Here is a 21,228-nt window from a genome sequence, read left to right as displayed (position 1 = left end):
ATGATCGCTCGCCTTCAATGAGTGAGGAGCGGGCCCCGATCGGCTATCGATGATCGACGCTCGACGCAAGGCCCCGGCCTGTGACGTTATTGGCCCGCTGCAGCGACTGCCGTGGAAATCGGCGTACCCGCGGGACTCTCGTCGGGCCACGGCTGCGGAAGCGTCCAGAGCGAAAGCGCCAATGGTATGGGTTGACCACCATAGTAGCTCACAAGATCAGCCTTCATCTTCGGGCGCGCCACGTCGTCCAGATAGATCATGTGTCCACCCTGGAAGAAGTTGACCTGCAGGTTCGGGCTCAAACCGGCCACCGTTTGCAGACGCGCAAGCTGCTTCTCCGTATTGAAGAACGGCGTCGCAAGATCGTGATAGCCGTTCTCTGCAAGCACCTTCAGCTGCGGATTGAGCTGGATCGCGCCGAGCAGGTCAGGCAGCGTATCGGGCAATGGCTGGCCATCATGCGAGAAGTCCCAGACCCCGATGATATTGTCGTTCAAAGGCATGTACGTCGCATTCGGCGCCGTGTAGCCGAGATAGTCCGGCAATTGCGTGGCGAGTGCTGTCGTGAACGGCTGCGAGATGAGGATGTCCGATGGGTCGCCGTCGGTCTGCAACCGCGGATCCGAATTCGGCAACGAGACTCGCCCGTCGTACCGACCGATAGTCGTGCCCGGGATCAGTTCGTTACTGAACGGATTCACGTTGAAGTAGCCATTGAGCGCCTGCAGTGTGAGGCTCGAAGGCCAGCGCCACGAGTCCAGCGTTTTCTCGGGCGGAAACACCGGCTTGCCGAGCGCGTCGGGAATGCCGAGTTGACTCAACACCCACGATTGCGCGTATTTGCGGAAATGCTGGTACTGGCCCGTTGCGAAGATTTCCGACTGCAGCGCAAAGAGGCCTTGATCGATCAAGGGCGGCGAAACCAGATTGAAGTACGCGGCCACCTCGGCGTAGCCTGGGTAATAACCTGCGAGCGTATCGGTATCGAGCACAAGACCCGCCGTCGAATCCGTGATGGCCGTCGCCTCGATCGCATCGGCAAAGTAGTTCAGGATGGACGACTGAAGCACGATGCCGGTCAATTGCACACCCGCCGCTTCGAGCGCCAGCGCAAGCATGTCGGTGCGCGGCGTGCCATACGATTCGCCGTAGAGATAGATCGGCGAACTGCTGCGGTTATTCACGGCCAGATAGCGCTTGATGAAATCGCGCATCACGTCCACGTCCGGATCGCAGCCCCAGAACTTCTGGTTCGTGTTCGGCAGAATGGCCTCCGAAAGCCCCGTGCCCGGCGGGTCGATGAACACCATGTCCGTCGTATCGATCAGGCTCTCTGCGTTGTTGACGAGCGGAAAGTTTGGCCAGTTCGTGAGCAGCGGATCGGGAGTGGCGACACGCGTTGGCGCAAACGAGCCGAGACGCAGCCAGATCGACGAAGAACCCGGGCCGCCGTTATAGATAAACGTCACGGGCCGCGGCGAACCGTTCGTGCTCGGCGCGGTATAGGCGACATACGACATTGTCGCCTCCGGATTGCCGCTCGCGTCCGAAGCCGTCAAATGGCCGGTTGTCGTCGTGTAGTTGATCGTCGTCTTGCCCGAGGTCCACTGGTAATGCATGATCGCGGCCTTTTCGGCGACCTGCGACGCGGCAAGGCCATCGGTAGCGTTCGGCGAGTAGGCGATCGGGTCGGTATAAGGCTGGTTGGCGTTTGGCGAATTTGAATTTTGCGCGGCGGCTTTCGCGCTTGCCGATACCTGGTTCATCGCGCTCGCGGCAGACGAGGTCGGGCTGCCATCGCCACCGCCGCAACCCGCCAGCATCAGCACGCCAATGGCGATTGCGGCGGCGTGGCACAGCTGGCTCCGACTGCGGCTGAAGCCCACACTGGGTTTACTGTCCGGATGCATTGTTATACCCCTTCGAATGATGACGTCACACTACGCGGGGGCCGCGTTTGCCGGTAAAAACACCTCGAAAAAGGCGTCGAAATTCAAACGCAATTACCAGCACACAGCGGCTGACATTTAACTTTCCATTCCTGACAAAGTCGATTCAATTTAAGCAATATCTATTTACTATGGATGCCTAAATAATCCATAGAGCATCGGGCGAAATCATTGAGTTTCGCCGACGGGATTACACGGGAAATATTTGGTAATGAAAGATGGCAGAGGAAAAATAGGAGGCGTCGCAGTACTTTGTCAAGGCCTAGTTTCTGAACCTATGCGCGCTGATTCGTTGCGTGTGCAGCAATCGAGTCGGGCGCGAAACGGCAGCGTGCATGCGGGTCGGCGATGCGGGATCTCGTTGCAACGCGACCGTGAGCGACTGGTGGAATGAATGCTCGACAATGCCCCACGGTTGGCTGAAAAATTGCAATCCGTTGCACTCCGTGGCTTGCGTGCGCCGGCCGACGCATCCAATTGGGGCCATACTTCTCGCTCGGTGCGGGACCGTGAAGCAGCCCATCCGGTTATTTAGCTACTCTTATAAATAAAAGGCATTCATCGCCCGCACGGTAAAAAATTCCGCAACGCTATCCTTACCAGAACTCAGTCATCAAGCATATGTGTGCTGGGCAACAGCGGAGATTGACGCGCTGTGCGAAATCAACCATATTTTCTCCAGACGGCTGCGCTCGGTCGGGCCCCGTCGCTTTCCTGCGCATGCAGATCGTGAGTTCCGCGACGCCTTGCCGATCGCTTCAACGACGATTCTGAGCATGCCGAAATGGCATCGCCATAACGGTGGGACGAGATCATGTCCGCTCAGATTGGTCGCGACCAGAATTTCCCCGCAGTGTGCAAGCATTGCGGCGGACTGCTGTACGAAAACTTCGAATTCTGCCCTTACTGCGGCACGGATCTTCCACTCGACAGGGTTTCGCTCGGCACCCATCCGAAGGCCACGTTGACACCGCTCGGCGCCACGGCCGCGGCGCCCCCCGCGCCCGCAGCCGCGAAGCTCGCGCAGGCGGCCGTACCCGCATCCGACGGGCCATCGCTCGACACCGGCTACCCGCAGGCCGCGCAGCACGCCTTGGCGCTTCCACACGGGTTGCGGTTTTCGCAGATGGGGCAATGGATCTTTCCCAGGGGCCTGTTCGTGATCGCTTGCCTTTTTGCGTTCGCGTACGGCACATACCTGCTGCTCGGTACGAACCGCCAGCGGGAGGGCACAGCCAGCGAAGAGACCCTGCACTCTTCGGGCGGTTCGGTTTCGACCAATGCGTCTGCGCAAGAGACCGACGAGACGCCCCCTGCTGCCGGTGGGCAGACCCACACAGCGCCGCAATCGCCCCCGCCGAACGCGCACCCCGCGCCACAATTCGCGGACGCGGCCGAGGGTCTGCGAGTCGCCCGTACCAGCCTTGCGGAAAACAACCTGTTCGACGCAAAGGCCGCGGCCAATGCCGTGCTCGCGCGCGACGCGGACAACGAGGAGGCACTCGCGATACAAAACGATATCGCGGCGCGCGAACAACGGCGCGATAGCGCGTTGCAAAACGCGGACCGCTGTGTCGCGCAGCGTGCCTGGGCCTGCGTGCAGCAACAGGCTTCGGAAGCGCTTGCGATCGATTCGAGCAGTCAAACCGCGCAATCGTTGATGGAGCGCGCCATCGTATCGACGGCCTGGAAGCCGCTCAGCCCACCCAATGGCGCCCCGCAAGTGAACACGGCAGCGGCATTGCCGCGCGGCGCGAACACCGTCCGGCTGCCGTCGTCGCAGGATTGGAACACTAGCGCATCGCCGCCCCCACTGCCCGGCACGATGAACGCGGCGAATGCGACGACCGCGGCGAACGTCGCGACGGCCGCCAGTCCCGCGGGCGGCGACAACAGCGCCGACGCAAAGGAGCGCGCGATCGTGCAGAACGGCTGGAAGCACACCGCGCCACCAGGCGCCGCGCATTGAACAGGATGCCAAAACATATCGAAGTCTGCCGTACAACATACACCGGGGCAGGAGAGAGACCATGCTGAAAGCGATACTCGCGGGACTGGCGGTGCTGATCACTCAGCTTTTCTCTACGGCCGCGCTCGCCGCCGCAGCAGACGCGAACTACAAGATCGTAACCGGCCCGGAGCGCGGCACGTACATCCAGATCGGCCAGGATCTGGCGAAATGGGTCGCGCAGCCGGCCGGCATCGACCTGGAAGTGATCCCATCGAAAGGCTCGGCGGAAAACGTGCAGCGCATGCGTTTCGAGCCCGGCGTGAAGCTCGCGCTCGTGCAGTCCGACGTCTATCAGGCCTACGTCGACATGGCCAATTCCGGCAACGAAGAGGCCGGCACGCTGATACGGCCGCTGCGGCTCATCATGCCGCTCTATGACGAAGAGATTTACTTCGTCGTGCGTAACGACTCGCCGATGAAGACGATCAACGAGATCAAGGACAAGGTGATCAGCGTCGGCCTGATCGGCAGCGGCACGGCACAGTCGGCAACGACGCTGTATCGGCTCATGTTCGGCCAGCCGATTCCCGAGCAGAACGCGCAACACCTGAGCAACGAAGACGCGCTGGCCGCGCTCATCGTCAAGAAGATCGACGTGGCGATCATCGTCGCCGGGCAACCCGCCAAGCTCTTCACCGACATGAATCCCGAGCTACTGCAGCAGATCCGTTTCCTGCGCGTCGATGCGAACGCGCCAGAAACGGCGCGCGCGAAGCAAACCTACTACCCCGCGACGATCCACGTGTCGAGCTACCCGAACTGGCTCAAGGAAGACGTGCCGACGTGGACGGTCAAGGCCTTTCTCGTCACCTATGACTACAACCTGCGCGATACGGTCGGCAACCTGAAGCGCTTTGCCGATTCGCTCTGCGCGAACTTCGACAACCTGCAGGAGCACGGCCATCCGAAGTGGAAGCAGGTGAAGCTCGATCTACCGGGCCTCGGCAAAGGCTGGCAATACTATCCGCCCGTTGAGCGACGCCTGAAGGCGTGTTTCGCGCATCGCGCCGCGATGCAGGCCGCCACGGGTTCGACCGCAGCGCAAGGTGCTCCCGCCGCACAAAAAGTCGACGGCCGGCCATGCTCGGATCAGGAGCGCCTGCTCCTGCTCTGCAAATAATCCCGCAGCGAATCCGCCAGCCGTACGCGCTCCCCATCGCGCGTGAACAGCAAGCAAGTGGACCCTTCCAACGCCAGCAAGGCGTGGAAGGCGATCCCCTTGTGCCCGCATGCAATCTCTCCTGGTATCTGCTTTCAGGATGTCCTAATGTCCATGGGTGCCGCGATGCCGGCACGTCGAAACGGTCTTCCCGATGCAGTGCGTCCTACCCTAACAACAAACAAGGAAACACCCATGAGAGATACCCCGTTCGCAATCCGGCGTAAAGCGGCGCGCCTCAGCGCCGCAATCGCCATAGCAGGCGCGGCGCTCGTGCCCGGCGCACACGCCACCGAAAACAACGGCAATCACGCAGCACCCAACAGACTGCCGCCGTTCGTGGTGGCGAGCAGTCTGCAAACCACCACTTACGACGGCGTCAGCGACGATCTGCTGACCGCCGGGCTCGGCAAAACCGGGCTTGCCGGAGCGCAGCCGACCATCGCGAACCCCGCGGCCCCGACGGCAGCGGAACTGCGCCGGCTCGCGATCTGGTCGAACTATCGCGCGCTCGTCGATATCAGCGCGAACGGCGGTTATGGCCGCTTCTGGGGGCCCAACGTCGATGTCTACGGCAACGACACCCTGGGTGAAGGCAAAATTGCCGGCACCGAATATCTCGCGTTTGCCGACGACGGCAGCGGCCGCCAGAACGTCAGCCTGCTCGTGCAGGTGCCGACCAGCTTCGATCCGGCGAACCCGTGCATCGTGACCGCCACGTCGTCGGGCTCGCGCGGCGTGTACGGCGCGATCTCGGCGGCCGGCGAGTGGGGACTCAAGCGCGGCTGCGCGGTCGCCTACACCGACAAGGGCTCGGGCAACGGCGCAGAAGAATTGATGAGCGGCCTCGTGACGTTGATCGATGGCGTCACGGCCAACGCTGCAACGGCGGGACGCACGAGCATTTTCACCGCGAACGTGCCAGCGGGCGCGCTCGCCGCCTACAACCAGAAGTTTCCGAACCGCTATGCGTTCAAGCACGCGCATTCGCAGTTGAACCCCGAAGCGGACTGGGGCAAGGACACACTCGAGGCGATCCAGTTCGCGTACTGGGTGCTCAACCAGCAGTTCGGGCCGCGCGTCGACGCATCGAATCACGGCATGCGCTACGCGCCCGGCGACATCACGACGATCGCGGCTTCCGTGAGCAACGGTGGCGGCGCGTCGCTCGCCGCTGCCGAAGAAGACACGGGCAAGTGGATCACGGCGGTCGTGGTGGGCGAACCGCAGATCAACGTGCGCATGCCCGGTGATGCGCAAGTCAAGGAAGGCGGTCAGCGCATTGCCGCAGCCGGCAAACCGCTGGCCGACTACATGACGCTTGCGAACCTGCTGCAGCCCTGCGCCGCGCTCGCGGACGCCGCCGCCGGCGCGCCCTATCTCACGGCGCTGCCCGTTGCGACCACGACCGCGATTCGCCAGGCACGCTGCACATCGCTTGCGGCGGCAGGGTACATCCGCGGTAGCGACACGCAGGCGCAGGCAAACGACGCGCTCGCACGCCTGCATGAGGCCGGCTATGAAGCGGACTCCGATCTGCTACACGCGCCGATGTGGGATTCGCAGGCCGTGCCGGCTGTTGCCGTGACCTACGCGGATGCGTACACGAGGTCGAGCGTGCTCGACAACCTGTGCGGATTCAGCTTTGGTACGACGAACGCTTCGACGGGCGCCGCGGGCGTTGCGCCCTCCATCTCGCCCATGTTGACCATCTTTGGCGTAGGCAACGGCGTGCCGCCGACCAATGGCGTCAATCTCGTCTACAACGTCACGCCGCCAGGCGGCGCCGACCATCGGCTCGCCACGCCCGACGCCAGCTTCGCGGGCGCGGCATGTCTGCGCGCGTTGTGGACGAAGGGCGATCCGCGCATGCGCCAGAGCGTCCAGGCGATCAGCGTGAATGCGAACCTGCACGGCAAGCCCGCGATCATCGTGCAAGGCCGCAGCGACGCGCTCGTGCCGATCAATCATGCTTCGCGCGCGTATCTCGCGGCGAACAGCGAACGGGAAGGTTCGCGCAGTCGCTTGTCGCTGTACGAGGTGATGAACGGGCAGCACTTCGATGCGTTCCTCGCCGTGCCGGGTTTCGATACGCACTTCGTGCCGGTTCACTACTACAACATCGCAGCGCTCAATCTGATGTGGAATCACCTGAAGAATGGCACGCCGCTGCCGCCTTCCCAGGTCATCCGCACGATCCCGCGCGGCGGCAGCCCGGGCGCCGCGCCGCCGCTGGGTCTCGCGAACCTGCCGGCCATCGTGGAGAATCCGGGCAGCAATGCGATTCGCGCGAACGACGGCGTCGTGAACGTGCCGCATTGAGGCACGAAGCACGCTGGCGCGGCACCCGCATCACACCAGCAGTTGCCGCGCCAGCACTTCCCTCGCTTGTGTCACGGTGTCCCCTTCGCCGGGATGCGGCGGCATGAGCGAGAACACGGCGTCCGGCAACGTCGGCAACCGGTGCTTCGGGCCGAGCCGCACGAGGCCCTCGCCGATTGCCGATGCGCACAGGCAGCCCACGCCCAGGCCGGCTGCGAGCATCGACTGCAGCCCGGCCACGCCCGACGCGCTGTGAACGAGCACGTACGGGATGTCGTTTTCTTCGAGCGAGCGCACCGCGACCTGGTGCATCATGCAGTCACCCGGCAGCAGGACGAGCGGCAACGCTTGCGGCAACTGCTCGGCGAGCGTCGGCGACGCGACCCAGTAGAGCGGTTCGCGCAGCAACTCCCAGCGCGCGTCCGCGTCGGTGGCGGCGGGCCGGAACGGGCCGCTCGACAGATGCATGACCACGCCGAGATCGATCTGCCGCTTCGCATATGCGACCTCGATATCGGCGCTCTTCATCGCGCTCACGTGCAAGCTCAGCTGCGGATAGCAGTCGCGCAGCCGTACGAGCAACCCGGCCACCTCGTTGGTGCGGAAGTATTCGGTGATCGCGACGCGCAGCTCTCCCTTGATCGCCTGACCGCGCACCTCGTCGAAGGCGGCTTCGTTGAGCGCCACGAGACGCCGCGCATGTTCGAGCAGGCGCGTGCCCGCGGGCGTGAGTTCCACGCCGCGTTTGCTGCGCAGAAAGAGCGGAACACCCGCGCGCGCTTCGAGCTTGCGCACCTGCTCGCTGATCGTGGATTGCGAAAGGTGCAGCAACGGCGCCGCCGCCGAAAGGCTGCCCACGTTCGCCACAGCCGCGAACGTCTTCAACTGGTCGAATTCGAAGCCGCGCATGACATCCCACATCCATCGAGTAACTCGATGAATAGTACCATCAATTCCCGCTTTTCCGTCTGATCGAGGTTGATCACAATGTCGGCTAGACGCTCACGCTGCGCGCCTGCTGGATAGCGCAGCCTGACGAAATCCGGCCCTTTATCGCTGAGCACACTCATGTCTGATAACACGTACGCCGCCTGCGCCGTGGCGCCTCGCGCCGCCGTCGCCGCTGATACCAGCCACGGCCATCACGGCTGGGCGCTGGTCGTTTTGCTGGTGGGCGCGATTCTGCCGCCGCTCGACTACTTCATCGTGAACCTCGCGCTGCCCGCCATCCGCGATGGACTCGGCGCGAACGCATCCGAACTCCAGCTGGTCGTCTCGGCCTACGCGTGCGCGAATGCCGTCATGCTGATCACCGGCGGGCGCCTCGGCGACCTGTACGGCCGCAAGCGCATCTTCATGGTCGGCATGGCGGGCTTCGTCGTCGCCTCCACGTTCTGCGGCCTCGCCACGAGCGGCACGGCGCTCGTCGCCGGGCGCATCCTGCAAGGCCTGTTCGCCGCGACCCTTGCGCCGCAGGTGCTCGCCACGATTCGCAGCGTATTCACGCCGCACGAGCAGGTGCGCGTGATGGGGCTTTATGCATTCGTTTTCGGCGTGGCCGCCGTGATTGGCCAGCTTGGCGGCGGCGCGCTCATCAGCCTGCACCCGTTCGGTCTGGGCTGGCGCGCGATCTTTCTCGTCAACCTGCCTATCGGCGTGTTCGCGCTCATCGGCAGCTGGCGCTTCATCCCGGAAAGCCGGCCGCCGCGCGGCAAGCGCATCGACGTGCCGGGCACCCTGCTGCTTTCGCTGTTTCTGCTGATGCTCGTTTATCCGCTCACGCGCGGACGCGAGTCGGGCTGGCCGTGGTGGATGCTCGCCTGCCTCGCCGGCTCGCTGCCCATGCTGGGTTTGCTGCTGCGCGTGGAGTGGCGCAGCCTCGTCAACGGCAAGGATCCCCTGCTCGACGTGCGGCTCTTCCGCAATCCGGTCATCGCGCTCGGTCTCGTGCTGGCATTCCTCTTCTATACGATGAGCGCGTTCTTCCTGACCTACGGCATTTATCTTCAAGGCGGCCTGCACTGGACGCCGCTCGCTTCGGGACTCGCGATCCTGCCGTTCGGCATCGGCTTTCTTTCCAGCCCGCTGCTGATGCCGCGCCTCGTGCACCGGGTTGGCGGCTATCGCGTGTTGACGCTGGGCTTCGTGATGCTCGCGGGCGGGCTTGCGATTGCCGCTGCGCTCGCGGGTGTGGCACAGCCCGGCGCCGGCTTCTATCTCGGACTCGCGGCGATCGGCATCGGGCAGGGGCTCGTTTTGCCCTCCGTCGTGCGCATCGTGCTGGCCGAAGTGGAGCCCGAGCGCGCAGGCATCGCCTCGGGCATGGTCACGGCAACGCTGCAGATCGGCGCCGCCGTCGGCGCGGCCACGCTAGGCGGTCTGTTCTTCTCGACGCTCGGCGCCGCGCCCGGCGTCATCGACTACGCACATGCGTTCAGGACGACGATGTTCGCACTCGTCGCGATCCTGCTGCCTTGCGCGCTGCTCTCCACCGCGCTGGGACCGCTGCATCGGCGCACGCATGCGAACGGTCCCAGCATCTAACGGAATACGCGGTGATCTGCTACGGACTCCTCCCTATCAGAAGTCGACTTGCGCGGAGAGCAGTACGGTGCGCGGCGCGGAGGTCGTGAGGTAGGTGCCCTGCTGGATCCAGTAGCGGCTGCCGAACAGGTTCTCTACGTTCGCGCGGAACACCACGCTCTTCTGGGCGATCCGCGTGCTGTACCGAGCGCCAATGTCGTAGCGTGTCCACGACGGCAAGCGCAACGTATTGGCGGCGTCGTAATACTGCGCACCCGTGTGGATGACGCGGGCGTTCACGCTCAGGCCCTGCACCCACGGCAAGTCGTAGTCCGCGCCTAGATTGAACGCGAAGTTCGGCACGCCTACCGGCTCGTTGCCGTCGGTCGCGCCGCCAGCCGTATTGCGCAGCTTCGCGTCGTAGAACGTTGCGCTCGCCATCAAACGCAGGTGGCGAAACGCCTCGCCATAAGCGGCGAGTTCGAGACCGCGCACGCGCGTCGTGCCGTCGTAGCCATAGACGTTCGTCACCGGATTCGTCACGCCATTGGGCTGCGAAAGCTGGAACACCGACACCGTGGTCATTACGCGGCCCCAGTCGGCTTTCACGCCCGCCTCGTACTGATTCGACTTGTAGGGTGCGAAGGCCTGGCCCGCGTTCGCGGTGCCAACCGGCGCGGTGCTGCCGTTCGTGAGCCCCGACGTGAAGTTGCCGTAGACGGAAATGTTGGACCACGGCTTGAAGACGATGCCCGCGAGCGGCGTGATCGCCTGCTTCACATACGAATCCGTGCGATCGCCCGTCGTAGGGTCGTAGTCGTCCACGCCGATGACCTGACGCCGGAAGCCGCCCGTGAGCAGCAGACGGTCGTTCCAGAACGACATCGTGTCGATCAGCTGCTGGCTGTCGAGGCGCGTGTGGTTCGAGCGCTGGGCGTCGCCGCGCGGCGTCGTCATGGCAGGCAGAGGCGTGGGGTTGTAGAGATTCGAGGCGACGGACGAATCCGAGAGCGCGTAGAAATAGCCCTGCTCCTCGTTCAGTGACGTCGCGCCCGCAACCAGTGTGTGCTTCACGCCGAACGTGTCGAAGTGGAGTCGCACACCGGCGTCGACGGTGCGCGTGCGGTTGTACGCGTCGTAGTAGCCGTTCATCACGTTGAAGTCCCCCGCGGCGGTCATGCCGCTCGCCCACGGGAAATTCTGCTGCGACGTGCCGTAGTGTTCGCCCGCCGCGCCATACACGGTGAGGTACCGGTTGACGTCGTACTCGAGCCGCGTGGTGACCGCCGAATCGCGCAGCCTCAGCTTCGAACCGGGATAGAAGTTGGTCCAGGACGACGGGGCCGCCGGCACCGCCGTGGCCGTGCCGAGGCCGATTTGCGGGCGGAATTCGTCGGTATTCTCGGAGATGTTGTACGCGTCGAGCGACCAGCGCAGCTTCTCGCCGCGGTAGTCGAGCGCGACGGCCCCATTGCCCTGGCTCTGGTTGCCGTGCGCGATGCCCGTCTGCCCGTCCTTGTACTGGCCGTTCACGCGGATACCCCACTGGCCGTCGCTGCCGAAGCGGCGGCCCACATCGGCCTGCACGCCGAACTGCCCCCTCGACTGGTACAGCGCCGTGAGGCGCGTGAGCGGATCGTCGTCGGCGCGTTTGGTGACGATATTGATCGCGCCGCCAATGCTCCCCGAAGGCCCCATGCCGTACATGAGCGAGCCCGGGCCCTGGAGCACTTCGACACGCTCCATGAGGTTGACCGGCATGCGGCTCGCCGAGACCATGCCGTAGAGCCCGTTGAGCGCCACGTCGGTCGCCTGGACGTCGAAGCCGCGAATCTGGAACACGTCGCCGAAGCCGCCGCTGCTCTGCTCGGCGCGCACGGAGGCGTTGTTCACGACGACGTCGGCAAGCGTGCGCGCTTGCGTGTCCTGCATCATCTGCTCGGTGTAGTTCGTGGTGCTGAACGGCTGATCCATCACGTTTGCCGTACCGAGCACGCCGATGCCGCCGCCCCGCGCCACCTGACCGCCCGCGTAGGCAGCCGGCAGCTCGCCGGGCATGGCGGTGGCCTTGACGGACACCGCAGGCAGAACGCCGGCTTGCTCCTGGGCGTCCGTCTTTGTAACGGCGGGCGGGCTGGCGTCGGCTGCTGTGGCCGGCGCGCCGCTCTGGTCAGCCGCCGCACTCTGTGCGCACGCAATCGATGGCGCGATGGCCGTGGCCATCAAGCCCATCAGCAGTCGTTCGACCGTCCAGGATACGGCGGTGCGCCGCATTTGCCTTGGTGTGTTTTCCCGTTCAAGCATATGGCTGTCGTTGTTGTTCGAAGAGGTGGTGCGCCTGCGGCATCATTGAATGATTTTGAGACGCATTCTCAATTGTAATGTAAATTCTTGCTTAAACAACAGGGGAACGGCGGTTTTTCTTGGGGGGAAGTTGCGTGGACAACGGCTCGCTGAATCGCGTGCCGCTTTCAAAACCTCGGGGCCAAAAGCATCGAGGCCGCTTCCTATGGGAAGCGGCCTCGATGTCGATTGTCGGGCGTCGCCCGGATCAAAAGGTCGTGCGAATGCCGAGGTTGGCGCCGACCGTCGTGCCCGGCGGCAGACCGAGACCCTCGGCAGCCAACCCGAGACCTTGCAGTCCCCCCACCCCACTGCCGCCGCTCTCGACGGAAAGACCCGAACCCAGACACACACCGTTGTGCGCGCACGTGTTGTTGACGAGGCCGACCTGCGCATACAGCGAGGTGCGCTTCGAGAGGAAGAATTGAGAGCCGATCGCACCCATCACCGAGTGCCCCCCGGAGTTCACGCGATCCTGCTGGTAGTACACGCCGGCATTCACATCGAGGTACGGCAGCGGAAAATAATCGAAGCCACCGCTATAGACGTTCACACTGGTATTGGTCGAATACATCAGTGCCGGGTTCACCGAGACCGGCACGCTGTTCGCCCTGAAGTTGGCGAACGCTGCCTTGGCAATCAGCCCTCCGAATTTGTAGCTCATCCCCGCGGTATAAGCGCGGACGTTGATCGGATAGAGTTCGCCGACGCTCGCGAGTGCACTATCGGCTGCGTTGTTGGCGCTGATGTATGCCGCCGCGGCGAGGAACGTGCCGTTGGTGTACCTCGCGCTGACCGACCACGCGCGGCCGGTCTGGAACGAACCCGCCACACCGCCCAGTGCGAACAGGCCCGCCGCCTGGAACCCGCCTATGTCCGGTGACGTATAAGACACCGCATTGGGCATGAAGACCGAGGCGATCAGGCTGTTTTCGCTGACCGGAGTGAGAATGCTGCCGAATTCGCCGGCACCGCGCGGATCGAGTGCGTAAATGATGTTGAAGAACGGCGAGATCTGCAGGCCTGCCATGACCTTGCCAAAGTCGCCCGACAAACCGACCTCGGCAATACGGTTGAATAGCCCGTTATTGCCGCCCGGATTATCGAATCCGCCGTTGGCCAGATTGATACCGCTTTCGAGCTTGAATTCCGCCTTGACGCCGCCGCCCAGATCTTCCTTGCCCGTCAAACCCCACAGCGAAGGCGAGTAGCCCGCGTTGGTAAGCTGGAAAACGTGGCCAGTCCCCGTGCTGCCATTGAATTCCGGAGTCGAATGACTCAGATACATCACTCCAACATCGGCGATACCGTACAGCGTCACGCTCCCGTCCGCATACGCCGCGCTTGCCGCACAGAGCGCCGCTGCGGCCACACCTGCCTTGAGCGGCCATTTCCATTGCTTCACCATCTTCATGAGTCTCCTGCCTTTAGATATGGTCTTTGAAGTCGTTATGCGCCGTCTCGCCGATGACGATTTCGAATCTATAAATTCGGATTCCGAAATATATTTCGTTCGATCTTCGATGGAGCCTGGCGTTTTATGTCCCCGCTACGCTTTCTGAATGAAACCTGGCGTCGCTTCTAAGCGGTTACGTCCGAATCACTTTCGGACAGTCCAGCGACAGCCTGCCAGGCCACGACACGCATCTGCCCGAGAACCAGCCCCTTCCATTCGTCGTTGTCGCAGTAGAACGCGTCTTTCAGGTTTTGCCGGATCTGTGCAGCGGCGGCGGCCCCGGTTTCCGGGTGACGGTGGAGCCAGTGATCGGCGCGCAGCGCCTGCAACACGTGCAAGGGTTCGTAAGTGCCGAATTCGAGGCCTAGCGTCGTCTTTTCGACGCCTGGGAACTCGTCGTACGAGAGCGTGATGATCGGGCCTTGCACGTCGGCCGAAATCGAACCCGGTTCATGGATCGGCTTCACGTCGTTGCCCCACCAGCGCCGTGCTCTCTGCAGTTCGGAGCGATCCGTGCTCATGAAGATCTTTTCACCGTGACCATACGGGCCCAGTCCTGTATGAAGATCGATCCACGCAAACCGGCGATAGCCGCCAACGTGCGCGCGCAAAATCGAGTGAACGGCCTGTGTGCTCCAACTGGTTTTCGCCCCGCCGTAGAACATTCCGTCCGGCACGGCGTACTGGCCCTTCGACACCGTATTGCGCAGCGCCTCTTCTCCATGCGTCTGAATGTAAGCCCCGAGAGCGGCCTGGTTGGCCGCGTCGGGCGGCCAGGATGCCGGCAGCAGCAACGGATCGAGTTCTCCGTACCCGGGATTCGAATCGGCCAGCGTCGAATAGTCCGCGCTATTGCGATTCAGATCGACGTTGTCTTCGTTCACCCGGCGCAGATGCGCGAATCCGTACGGGTTTACGCCGTGAATCATCAACAGCGCGACGCCGCGCCGTTTCGCCTCGGCAAGGAAGGCCGCATCGTCGAGCAACCCGACCTGACAACCCGATCCACAGAATCCCTCGACCCCATGCGTGCCCGACGTGACGATGAGCAGCGAACGAGCGCCCTCAGGTGCGTGGATCGCGAGATCGATCGACAGGCTCCCGCCATCGGGACCGAGCGCCGTGGGATGCACGATCTGCTTCAGTTCGAACCCGCCAGCGCGAGCCGCCTCCGTGAACCTCTCACGCGCCTGCGCATAGGAAGCGGAGAAATATTTTTTTATTACCATGCGGTGACCCCGATGAGATGCACGCGAGCCGTGCGTTCGGTCACAATGATCATGACTAACGCACCGGCGCACAAGGCAATAAAAAAACGGCCTTGATAACGCTTTTTTATCTCCTGGAGCAGAATGAAACTTCGTCAATTGCGGGTATTCCTGAGTGTCGCCGAGCAGGGCAGCCTGCATGGCGCCGCGCGCGCGTTGCGTTTGACGCAACCCGCCGTCACGGTCACGATCCGCGAGCTGGAAAGGACGTTAGGCGTGCCGCTCGTCGTGCGTTCGGTCAACGGCGTGGTGCTCACCGAATATGGCGTCGTGTTTCAGCGCCGCGCACGCATGCTGGTCAACGACGTGCGGCACATTCATGAAGAACTGTCGACCATGCTCAATGGCGCAGGCGGTGAGGTCGCCGTGTCCGTCTCGTCGGCCGTTGCCTGTGCCTTGCTGCCTCAGGCGTTTGGGCAGTTTCGTGCGCAGAATCCCGATACATCGGTGACCGTTCGCGAATTGGCGCTACCTGCCGCACTCCACGCGCTGCGTGACGGAGACACCGATTTCGCGGTCATCACGGCGGTGGCGGACACACAATGGCCCGATTTCGTCGAGTGCCGAAAAATCATGTCGATGCCGCTACTGGTCGTGGCGCGCCAGGGCCATCCGCTCGCGCAGGCACGCTCGATGTCGATGCTGCATACCGCGGAATGGCTCGTGCCTTGCGAGCCCGGCGACCAGATCGACAAGGGGTTTAGCGCCTACTTCCACTCGCTGGGTCTGTCCGCACCCAGCAGGATCATGCGCTGCCAGGCATTGGCGCCGTCTGTCGCGTTGATCGCGAAGACCGATGTGATTTGCGTGGCCACGTTGCCGACGTTCGAGCTCGAGATGAAGCGTCGCAGGATCCGTGAGCTGAAGATCAGCGAGTCATTTCCCGACATGGACGTCTACGTCGTGCAAAGGCGCGAGCGCCCGCTTACCTCGGCGGCCTCGCGCTTTCTCGCCTGCATCGAAGAAGCGGCGATGCAGTGAAATGCGTTCGCTTATATTGGATGCCTAACTATATTTTCCGCATCACAGCGCCTCTTCACCCACGGGAGGAAACACGTTCCAGTAACCGTCGTCGTGCTGAAAGAAGAACAGCGCGTGTAATCCCGTTGTCTGACGCGTTTCCACGCACACATAACGCGCTCTGCCCGAGGGGGTATGGCCAAACGCGGTGACATGCACTGGCGTGGTGGGTGCGAGCCATTTTTCGACCTGATAACGCAGCGACTGCGCCTTCGTGCTTCTCATCGGGTCCTCCCAGAGATCGGTTAGTTTTGCAGCCTTTTCGCACGCAACCGCGAAAACACCCTGCGCAAACCGGACGCTCTTGATGCAAGGCGCAATTCTTACCGCGTCGCATCAAGTGTCTGAGAAAGCACTTTAACTATAGCCAGAAAAGCCTTTCGCAACATCGATTTCAGCAAGATAGCAACAAATCAGCAGAAACCGGTAAACGCAGATCCGGCAGACTCCGGCGATGTTGGCTGATGCGCCGCACCAGGAGGTGAAATGAATCGAAACATAGGGATGTGCGGTCACGCGCGGTCTGGGCGTATCCTGATTCCATGGCAGTGGGCAACCGGAATCTTTTGACTGGCGATTGAAACGATGAGAAACGTGTACGTTGCGATTTACATCTTGTTGTTGATAGCCGTTATCGTCGGCGTGGATGTGATTTTCCTGAAAAATCTGTTCTGGCTACGGCTGGCCGTGAACATCGGCATCGTTGTCGTGTTTGCCGCCGTCTACTACGCGTTATTAAAGAATCTGTAAGCCAGGGATCGCGGGTAAAGGACGCAAACCCTGCACCGCGCCCCACGCACCCCCGGCACACACGACCGCACCCATGAAAACCACGAGCCACAAATAAAGTCCGCGAGGCCGATACCGTTGTGGCAGCGCGGTGACGCTAAGCGCGACGAGCAACCCCAACACGAGCGGCAGCATCAACGTGTTGACCACTTGCGCCGCGACGTTCAAGGACACGAGGTCGGGTGCGAGCCAGACAGCCCAGGCACTGCCTGCAACCGCCAGCACATACGCGCCATAGAACCAGGGCGCCTGCCCGGGACGGACCTCGAGCGAAGCGCGGTATCCAAACACATCCCCGAGTCCCCACGCCAGTGCGAGCGAACTCACGATGGCGGCCACCAGCGCCGCACCGAGCACGCCCGCGCCAAATAGCAGGCGGCCCGCAAACGGGCCCGTTACGGCGACGAGCGCATTGCTGATTTCGCCGATGCTATCGAGGGAGCGCGGCTCGCCATGCGACGACAGCGTTGCTGCCGCAGCGACGAGCACCGCTGCCGTCAGCAATTGCGTGAGGACTGCGCCGACCGCCGTCTCGACTCTGGCCGACGTGAAGTCTTTCGCAGTGAGGCTGTCCGCAACCGCTGCCTGCTGATAGAACACCATCCACGGATTGAACGTCGCGCCAATGAGCGCCGCCGCCAGATAGCCCGCTTCACGGCCGCCCCCCAGGTGAGTCATCTGCGGGACCATGACCTGGAGTTTGTGGCGCGCACTCCACGCGACGGCGAAGAACGTCAGGTCGAATGCACCGATGGCAATGGCGATCCGGTCTACGCGCTTGTGCGAGCCCGTGAGCACGATGCCTGTCAACAGGATGACGGCGAGCGGCAGCGTGACGGCACGCGATACGCCATACATTTCCCCTACGCCGGCAACGCCAGTGAACTCCGTCACGAGCGACCCGAGCACGGCCACGACCAGTCCGGCCGCGGCGAGCGCCGCCCAAACCGGTCCGAAGCGCGAGCGGATGAGTTCGCCATAACCGCGCCCGGTGAATATGCCGAGGCGCACGGTCAGTTCCTGAATCATGTAGAGCAGCGGGACGAGCGCAAGCAGCACGGGCAACAGCCGCAGCCCCGTTTGCGCGCCAGCCTGCGCGGCCGTCACGACGTTTCCGGCGTCGCAGTCGGCCAGCATCACGAGCAGCCCTGGGCCCCACAGGGCGAGCCGGCGCAGTGCTCGCGTTACGGTTTGCTTGAGCGTCGAGAGACGGGTCATGCGTTCTGAAAGGATGCGCCTGTAGTATCTGTCGCGCGATTGTAACGTGCAGGTCGGGACGCGCTCTCCCTGCGCGCATCGACCACACTTGGGGGATACGACATGACGATGACCTGGCTCCTTCTGGGATGCGGCTTTGGTGGGGGCCTTCTGATTGCAATCTGGGGCATAGGGAGTCTCAGGCAACCGGACGCTCGAGACAATCGGGCGGACGTTGCAGACGAGGCGCCTGCCTCCCGATCGCAGTCTTCATAAGTCCGCGTTACCCCCATCAGTCGCGAGACCAGGCCTGACGTTTGTGCTCCGCAGCCCGTCCCGAGGGACGTTGATTTTCATTTTCCTTACCTATGGCCTCTATATCCGCGCGTTCACCCAGTCAAACTACAGACGTCCCCCCCGCCCTGATTCTGGGCGCCATAGGCGTGGTTTTCGGCGACATCGGAACCAGCCCCCTCTACACACTGCGCGAATGCCTGAAAGCCGCAGGCGGAATTAGCCAGACCAACGTATACGGGATCGTTTCGCTGATCCTCTGGTCGATCATCGTCGTCGTGACACTCAAGTACGTGAGCTTCGTCATGCGTGCGGACAATGACGGCGAAGGTGGCATCCTGGCGCTCACGGCGCTGGCGGCTCGCGTGGCGCCCGTGCGTCTGCGCACCGTGCTTCTCACGCTCGGCGTGTTCGGCGCCGCGATGTTTTACGGCGACTCGATGATCACGCCAGCGATCTCGGTCATTTCGGCCGTGGAAGGCGTCGAACTCGTGAATCCTCATCTGGCCACGTGGGTCGTGCCTATCGCACTCGTTATCCTGACCGGCCTGTTCAAGCTTCAAAAACACGGCACGGCCACGGTCGGAAAAGTCTTCGGGCCGGTCATGATCGTCTGGTTCCTGACGCTCGCGGTACTCGGCGTTGCTCATATCGCAAGCAACCCCGGCATATTGCGCGGCGCATTGCCGTCTTACGCCTTGAGCTTCGTGGCGCACGCACCCGGCACGGCATTCGTCGTCCTCGGCTCCGTCTTCCTTGCGTTGACGGGCGGCGAAGCACTCTATGCGGACATGGGACACTTCGGCAAGACGCCGATCCGGCTCGCGTGGCTGCTGCTCGTGCTGCCGAGCCTCATTCTCAACTACTTTGGCCAGGCCGCGCTCGTGCTGTCGAAGCCTTCGGCGCTCACGCAGCCATTCTTCTCCCAGGCGCCCGATTGGGCACTGCTCCCGTTGGTGCTCCTCGCAACGGCGGCGACGATCATCGCTTCGCAGGCCGTCATTTCCGGCGCATTTTCGATGACGAAGCAGGCTGTCCAGCTCGGGTTGCTGCCCCGCATCCCCGTCGTCCACACTTCGACACATGAAGTCGGTCAGGTCTACGTGCCGTTCATCAACATCTCGCTCTATGCGGCGGTCGTATTCCTCGTCGTGTTCTTCCGGTCTTCCGATAACCTCGCGGCCGCCTACGGCATTGCGGTCGCTTCGACGATGCTGCTCACGACGCTGCTCATGTACTTCATCACCCACTGCCTGTGGAACTGGAAACCGGTCGCGACGCTGGCGGTGATCGGGCCGCTCGCCGTCGTGGATGCGATATTCGTCGCGAGCAATGCGGGCAAGGTCCTCGATGGCGGATGGTTCCCGCTGCTGGCAGGCGGCGTGCTGTTCACGATCATGACGACATGGCATCGCGGGCGGGAAATGGTCGTCGAGCGCGTGAAAAGCGACAACCTGCCGCTTCCGGCATTCATTCACTCCTTGTGCGATGGATCGCACCCGCCTCCGCGCGTGGGCGGAACGGCTGTGTTTCCGGGCGGCGTGCCCGGCATGACGCCGAGCGCGTTCATGCATAATCTCAAGCATAACGGCGTGATGCACGAGACCAATATCTTCCTGGCCGGCACGACCGAGAACGTTCCGCACGTACCCGAACACGAGAAGGTCTCGGTTAGCGATCTTGGGCATGGATGCTACGCGGTCGCGGCGAGCCATGGCTTCATGGAAATGCCCAACGTGCCGGCACTGCTTCTGCTCGTGCAGAAACAGATACCGACCTGGCAGTACGAGCCCGCGGCGACGTCGTTCTTCCTCGCCCGCGACACGATCCTTGCAACGGCGCAAAGCAAAGGCATGTCGTTGTGGCGCGAGAAGCTGTTCGCGTTCATGGCGCGCAACGCGGCGCAGGCGGCCGAGTACTACAGCCTGCCCGCCAACCGGGTTGTCGAGATGGGTGGCCAGATCAACATCTAAGGCACACGATCCGGCGTATCACTGGAGAAAAACAACGCATGGCGAATGACGACCGCACTACGATGATCCCCAGACGAACGCCGGAATCCGCGGCCATGACGGCCAACCTCAAACGCGCGATGGCCATCACCGCCTCGATGAACCGCTTGACCTTCAACGACGCCGATGAGGTCCGGGCCTTGTTCAGCGAACTCATCGGCAAGAAGGTCGACGACAGCTTTCTATTGATCCCGCCGTTCTACACGACGGGTGGAGTCGAGATCCGCGTCGGTCGCAATGTCTTCGTCAACCAGAATTGCACGTTCTATGACCTGGGCGGCCTCGACATTGCCGACGACGTGATGATCGGCCCGAACGTGAGCCTCATCACGTCCGGTCATCCCATCGAACCTTCCCGTCGGCGCGACGGGGTCGTCGCCAAGCCCATTGTGATCGAGAGGAACGTCTGGATCGCCGCCGGCGCGACCATCATCGGCGGCGTGACCGTCGGCGAGAACTCGGTGGTGGCGGCAGGATCGGTGGTCACCAAAGACGTTCCCCCGAATACGCTTGTCGGCGGCAATCCGGCACGCGTCATTCGTTCGATTGCGGAATAACGTACTGCCCCCTCAGTTTGAAAATCCGCTCTAGCAGGCCGCTGAAATACCGCTTAAACACGTCATCGCGCAGAGCTCGTGAGGCGTTGATAGATGGACCACTACTTGTCCCCTGGAGATCATGCGCGGCGCCGACACATTCACCGAGAGTCTGTTTTCCATGCGCAAGCTGGACGACTTCGTCCCCAAGTCGCATCCGTTGCGTTCGATCCGCGTGATGGCGAATGAAGCGCTGGCGAAGATGGATCGACAGTTCGCCCAGATGTACGAAGCGGACATAAAGGGCGGGCGGCCGAGCATCGCGCCAGAGAAGTTGCTGCGAGCCATG

At 62.7% G+C, this 21,228-nt stretch carries 16 protein-coding genes; 9 read left to right on the top strand and 7 right to left on the bottom strand.

Features of this window, described 5'->3' with window-relative positions; all coding sequences use genetic code 11:
* Window positions 1-86: 86 nt before the first annotated feature.
* Window positions 87-1,910 carry a S10 family serine carboxypeptidase-like protein gene (locus tag E1N52_RS17120; RefSeq protein ID WP_133183945.1) on the bottom strand — a complete coding sequence of 608 codons (1,824 nt, stop codon included), beginning with the start codon at window positions 1,908-1,910 and terminating at the stop codon, window positions 87-89.
* Between the two features lie 853 nt (window positions 1,911-2,763).
* Here E1N52_RS17120 and E1N52_RS17115 point away from each other — a divergent pair.
* The 3 genes from E1N52_RS17115 (at window position 2,764) to E1N52_RS17105 (ending at window position 7,441) form a co-directional block, all read left to right on the top strand.
* Window positions 2,764-3,918, top strand: coding sequence for a zinc ribbon domain-containing protein (locus E1N52_RS17115; RefSeq protein WP_133183944.1), 1,155 nt, complete (start codon window positions 2,764-2,766; stop codon window positions 3,916-3,918).
* 61 nt (window positions 3,919-3,979) lie between these two features.
* Window positions 3,980-5,080, top strand: a complete 1,101-nt coding sequence (locus E1N52_RS17110; protein ID WP_133183943.1) for a TAXI family TRAP transporter solute-binding subunit — start codon at window positions 3,980-3,982, stop codon at window positions 5,078-5,080.
* A gap of 234 nt (window positions 5,081-5,314) precedes the next feature.
* Complete coding sequence (locus E1N52_RS17105; protein ID WP_133183942.1) at window positions 5,315-7,441, top strand: D-(-)-3-hydroxybutyrate oligomer hydrolase; 2,127 nt, start codon at window positions 5,315-5,317, stop codon at window positions 7,439-7,441.
* A 30-nt stretch (window positions 7,442-7,471) separates the two neighbouring features.
* Here the strand turns inward: E1N52_RS17105 and E1N52_RS17100 are convergent, their stop codons facing one another.
* Window positions 7,472-8,350, bottom strand: coding sequence for a LysR family transcriptional regulator (locus E1N52_RS17100; protein WP_133183941.1), 879 nt, complete (start codon window positions 8,348-8,350; stop codon window positions 7,472-7,474).
* Between the two features lie 159 nt (window positions 8,351-8,509).
* On the opposite strand from E1N52_RS17100, the gene E1N52_RS17095 reads away from it, so the two are divergent.
* On the top strand, window positions 8,510-9,985 hold the full coding sequence (locus tag E1N52_RS17095) for an MFS transporter (protein ID WP_133183940.1): 1,476 nt from the start codon (window positions 8,510-8,512) through the stop codon (window positions 9,983-9,985).
* 36 nt (window positions 9,986-10,021) lie between these two features.
* Here the strand turns inward: E1N52_RS17095 and E1N52_RS17090 are convergent, their stop codons facing one another.
* From E1N52_RS17090 to E1N52_RS17080, 3 genes are all read right to left on the bottom strand, one after another.
* Window positions 10,022-12,238 (bottom strand): TonB-dependent receptor, encoded by a 2,217-nt coding sequence (locus E1N52_RS17090; protein ID WP_246089101.1) that lies wholly within the window; start codon window positions 12,236-12,238, stop codon window positions 10,022-10,024.
* A gap of 277 nt (window positions 12,239-12,515) precedes the next feature.
* The gene (locus tag E1N52_RS17085; protein ID WP_133183938.1) at window positions 12,516-13,721 is read right to left on the bottom strand and encodes a porin; all 1,206 of its coding nucleotides are present in this window, start codon (window positions 13,719-13,721) and stop codon (window positions 12,516-12,518) included.
* A 167-nt stretch (window positions 13,722-13,888) separates the two neighbouring features.
* Complete coding sequence (locus E1N52_RS17080) at window positions 13,889-14,992, bottom strand: M14 family metallopeptidase (RefSeq protein WP_133183937.1); 1,104 nt, start codon at window positions 14,990-14,992, stop codon at window positions 13,889-13,891.
* Window positions 14,993-15,115: 123 nt separating this feature from the next.
* Between E1N52_RS17080 and E1N52_RS17075 the strand changes: the two genes are divergently transcribed.
* On the top strand, window positions 15,116-16,012 hold the full coding sequence (locus E1N52_RS17075) for a LysR family transcriptional regulator (protein ID WP_133183936.1): 897 nt from the start codon (window positions 15,116-15,118) through the stop codon (window positions 16,010-16,012).
* A gap of 42 nt (window positions 16,013-16,054) precedes the next feature.
* On the opposite strand, the gene E1N52_RS17070 is transcribed toward E1N52_RS17075, so the two are convergent.
* The gene (locus E1N52_RS17070) at window positions 16,055-16,276 is read right to left on the bottom strand and encodes a hypothetical protein (RefSeq protein ID WP_133183935.1); all 222 of its coding nucleotides are present in this window, start codon (window positions 16,274-16,276) and stop codon (window positions 16,055-16,057) included.
* A 360-nt stretch (window positions 16,277-16,636) separates the two neighbouring features.
* Here E1N52_RS17070 and E1N52_RS44075 point away from each other — a divergent pair, with 360 nt between their 5' ends.
* A complete protein-coding gene (locus E1N52_RS44075; RefSeq protein ID WP_165979397.1) occupies window positions 16,637-16,801 on the top strand; it encodes a hypothetical protein in 165 nt (54 codons plus the stop codon).
* On the opposite strand, the gene E1N52_RS17065 is transcribed toward E1N52_RS44075, so the two are convergent.
* Window positions 16,787-18,058: an NRAMP family divalent metal transporter gene (locus E1N52_RS17065; RefSeq protein ID WP_133183934.1), complete on the bottom strand. Its 1,272-nt coding sequence runs from the start codon at window positions 18,056-18,058 to the stop codon at window positions 16,787-16,789. The genes E1N52_RS44075 and E1N52_RS17065 overlap by 15 nt on opposite strands.
* A 347-nt stretch (window positions 18,059-18,405) precedes the next feature.
* Here E1N52_RS17065 and E1N52_RS17055 point away from each other — a divergent pair, with 347 nt between their 5' ends.
* The 3 genes from E1N52_RS17055 to E1N52_RS17045 all read left to right on the top strand — a co-directional run.
* Window positions 18,406-20,304 (top strand): potassium transporter Kup, encoded by a 1,899-nt coding sequence (locus E1N52_RS17055; RefSeq protein ID WP_133183933.1) that lies wholly within the window; start codon window positions 18,406-18,408, stop codon window positions 20,302-20,304.
* 38 nt (window positions 20,305-20,342) lie between these two features.
* Entirely contained in the window at window positions 20,343-20,900 is a 558-nt protein-coding gene (locus E1N52_RS17050; RefSeq protein ID WP_133183932.1) for a sugar O-acetyltransferase, read from the top strand.
* Window positions 20,901-21,021: 121 nt separating this feature from the next.
* A partial coding sequence (locus E1N52_RS17045; RefSeq protein WP_484217452.1) for a transposase occupies window positions 21,022-21,228 on the top strand: 207 nt, incomplete at its 3' end.

The sequence above is a fragment of the Paraburkholderia guartelaensis genome, assembly GCF_004353905.1.
In the GTDB taxonomy this organism is placed as follows: Bacteria; Pseudomonadota; Gammaproteobacteria; order Burkholderiales; family Burkholderiaceae; genus Paraburkholderia; species Paraburkholderia guartelaensis.
Note: the sequence above shows the minus strand (reverse complement) of the source record. Positions and strands in the feature narration are given on the sequence as shown.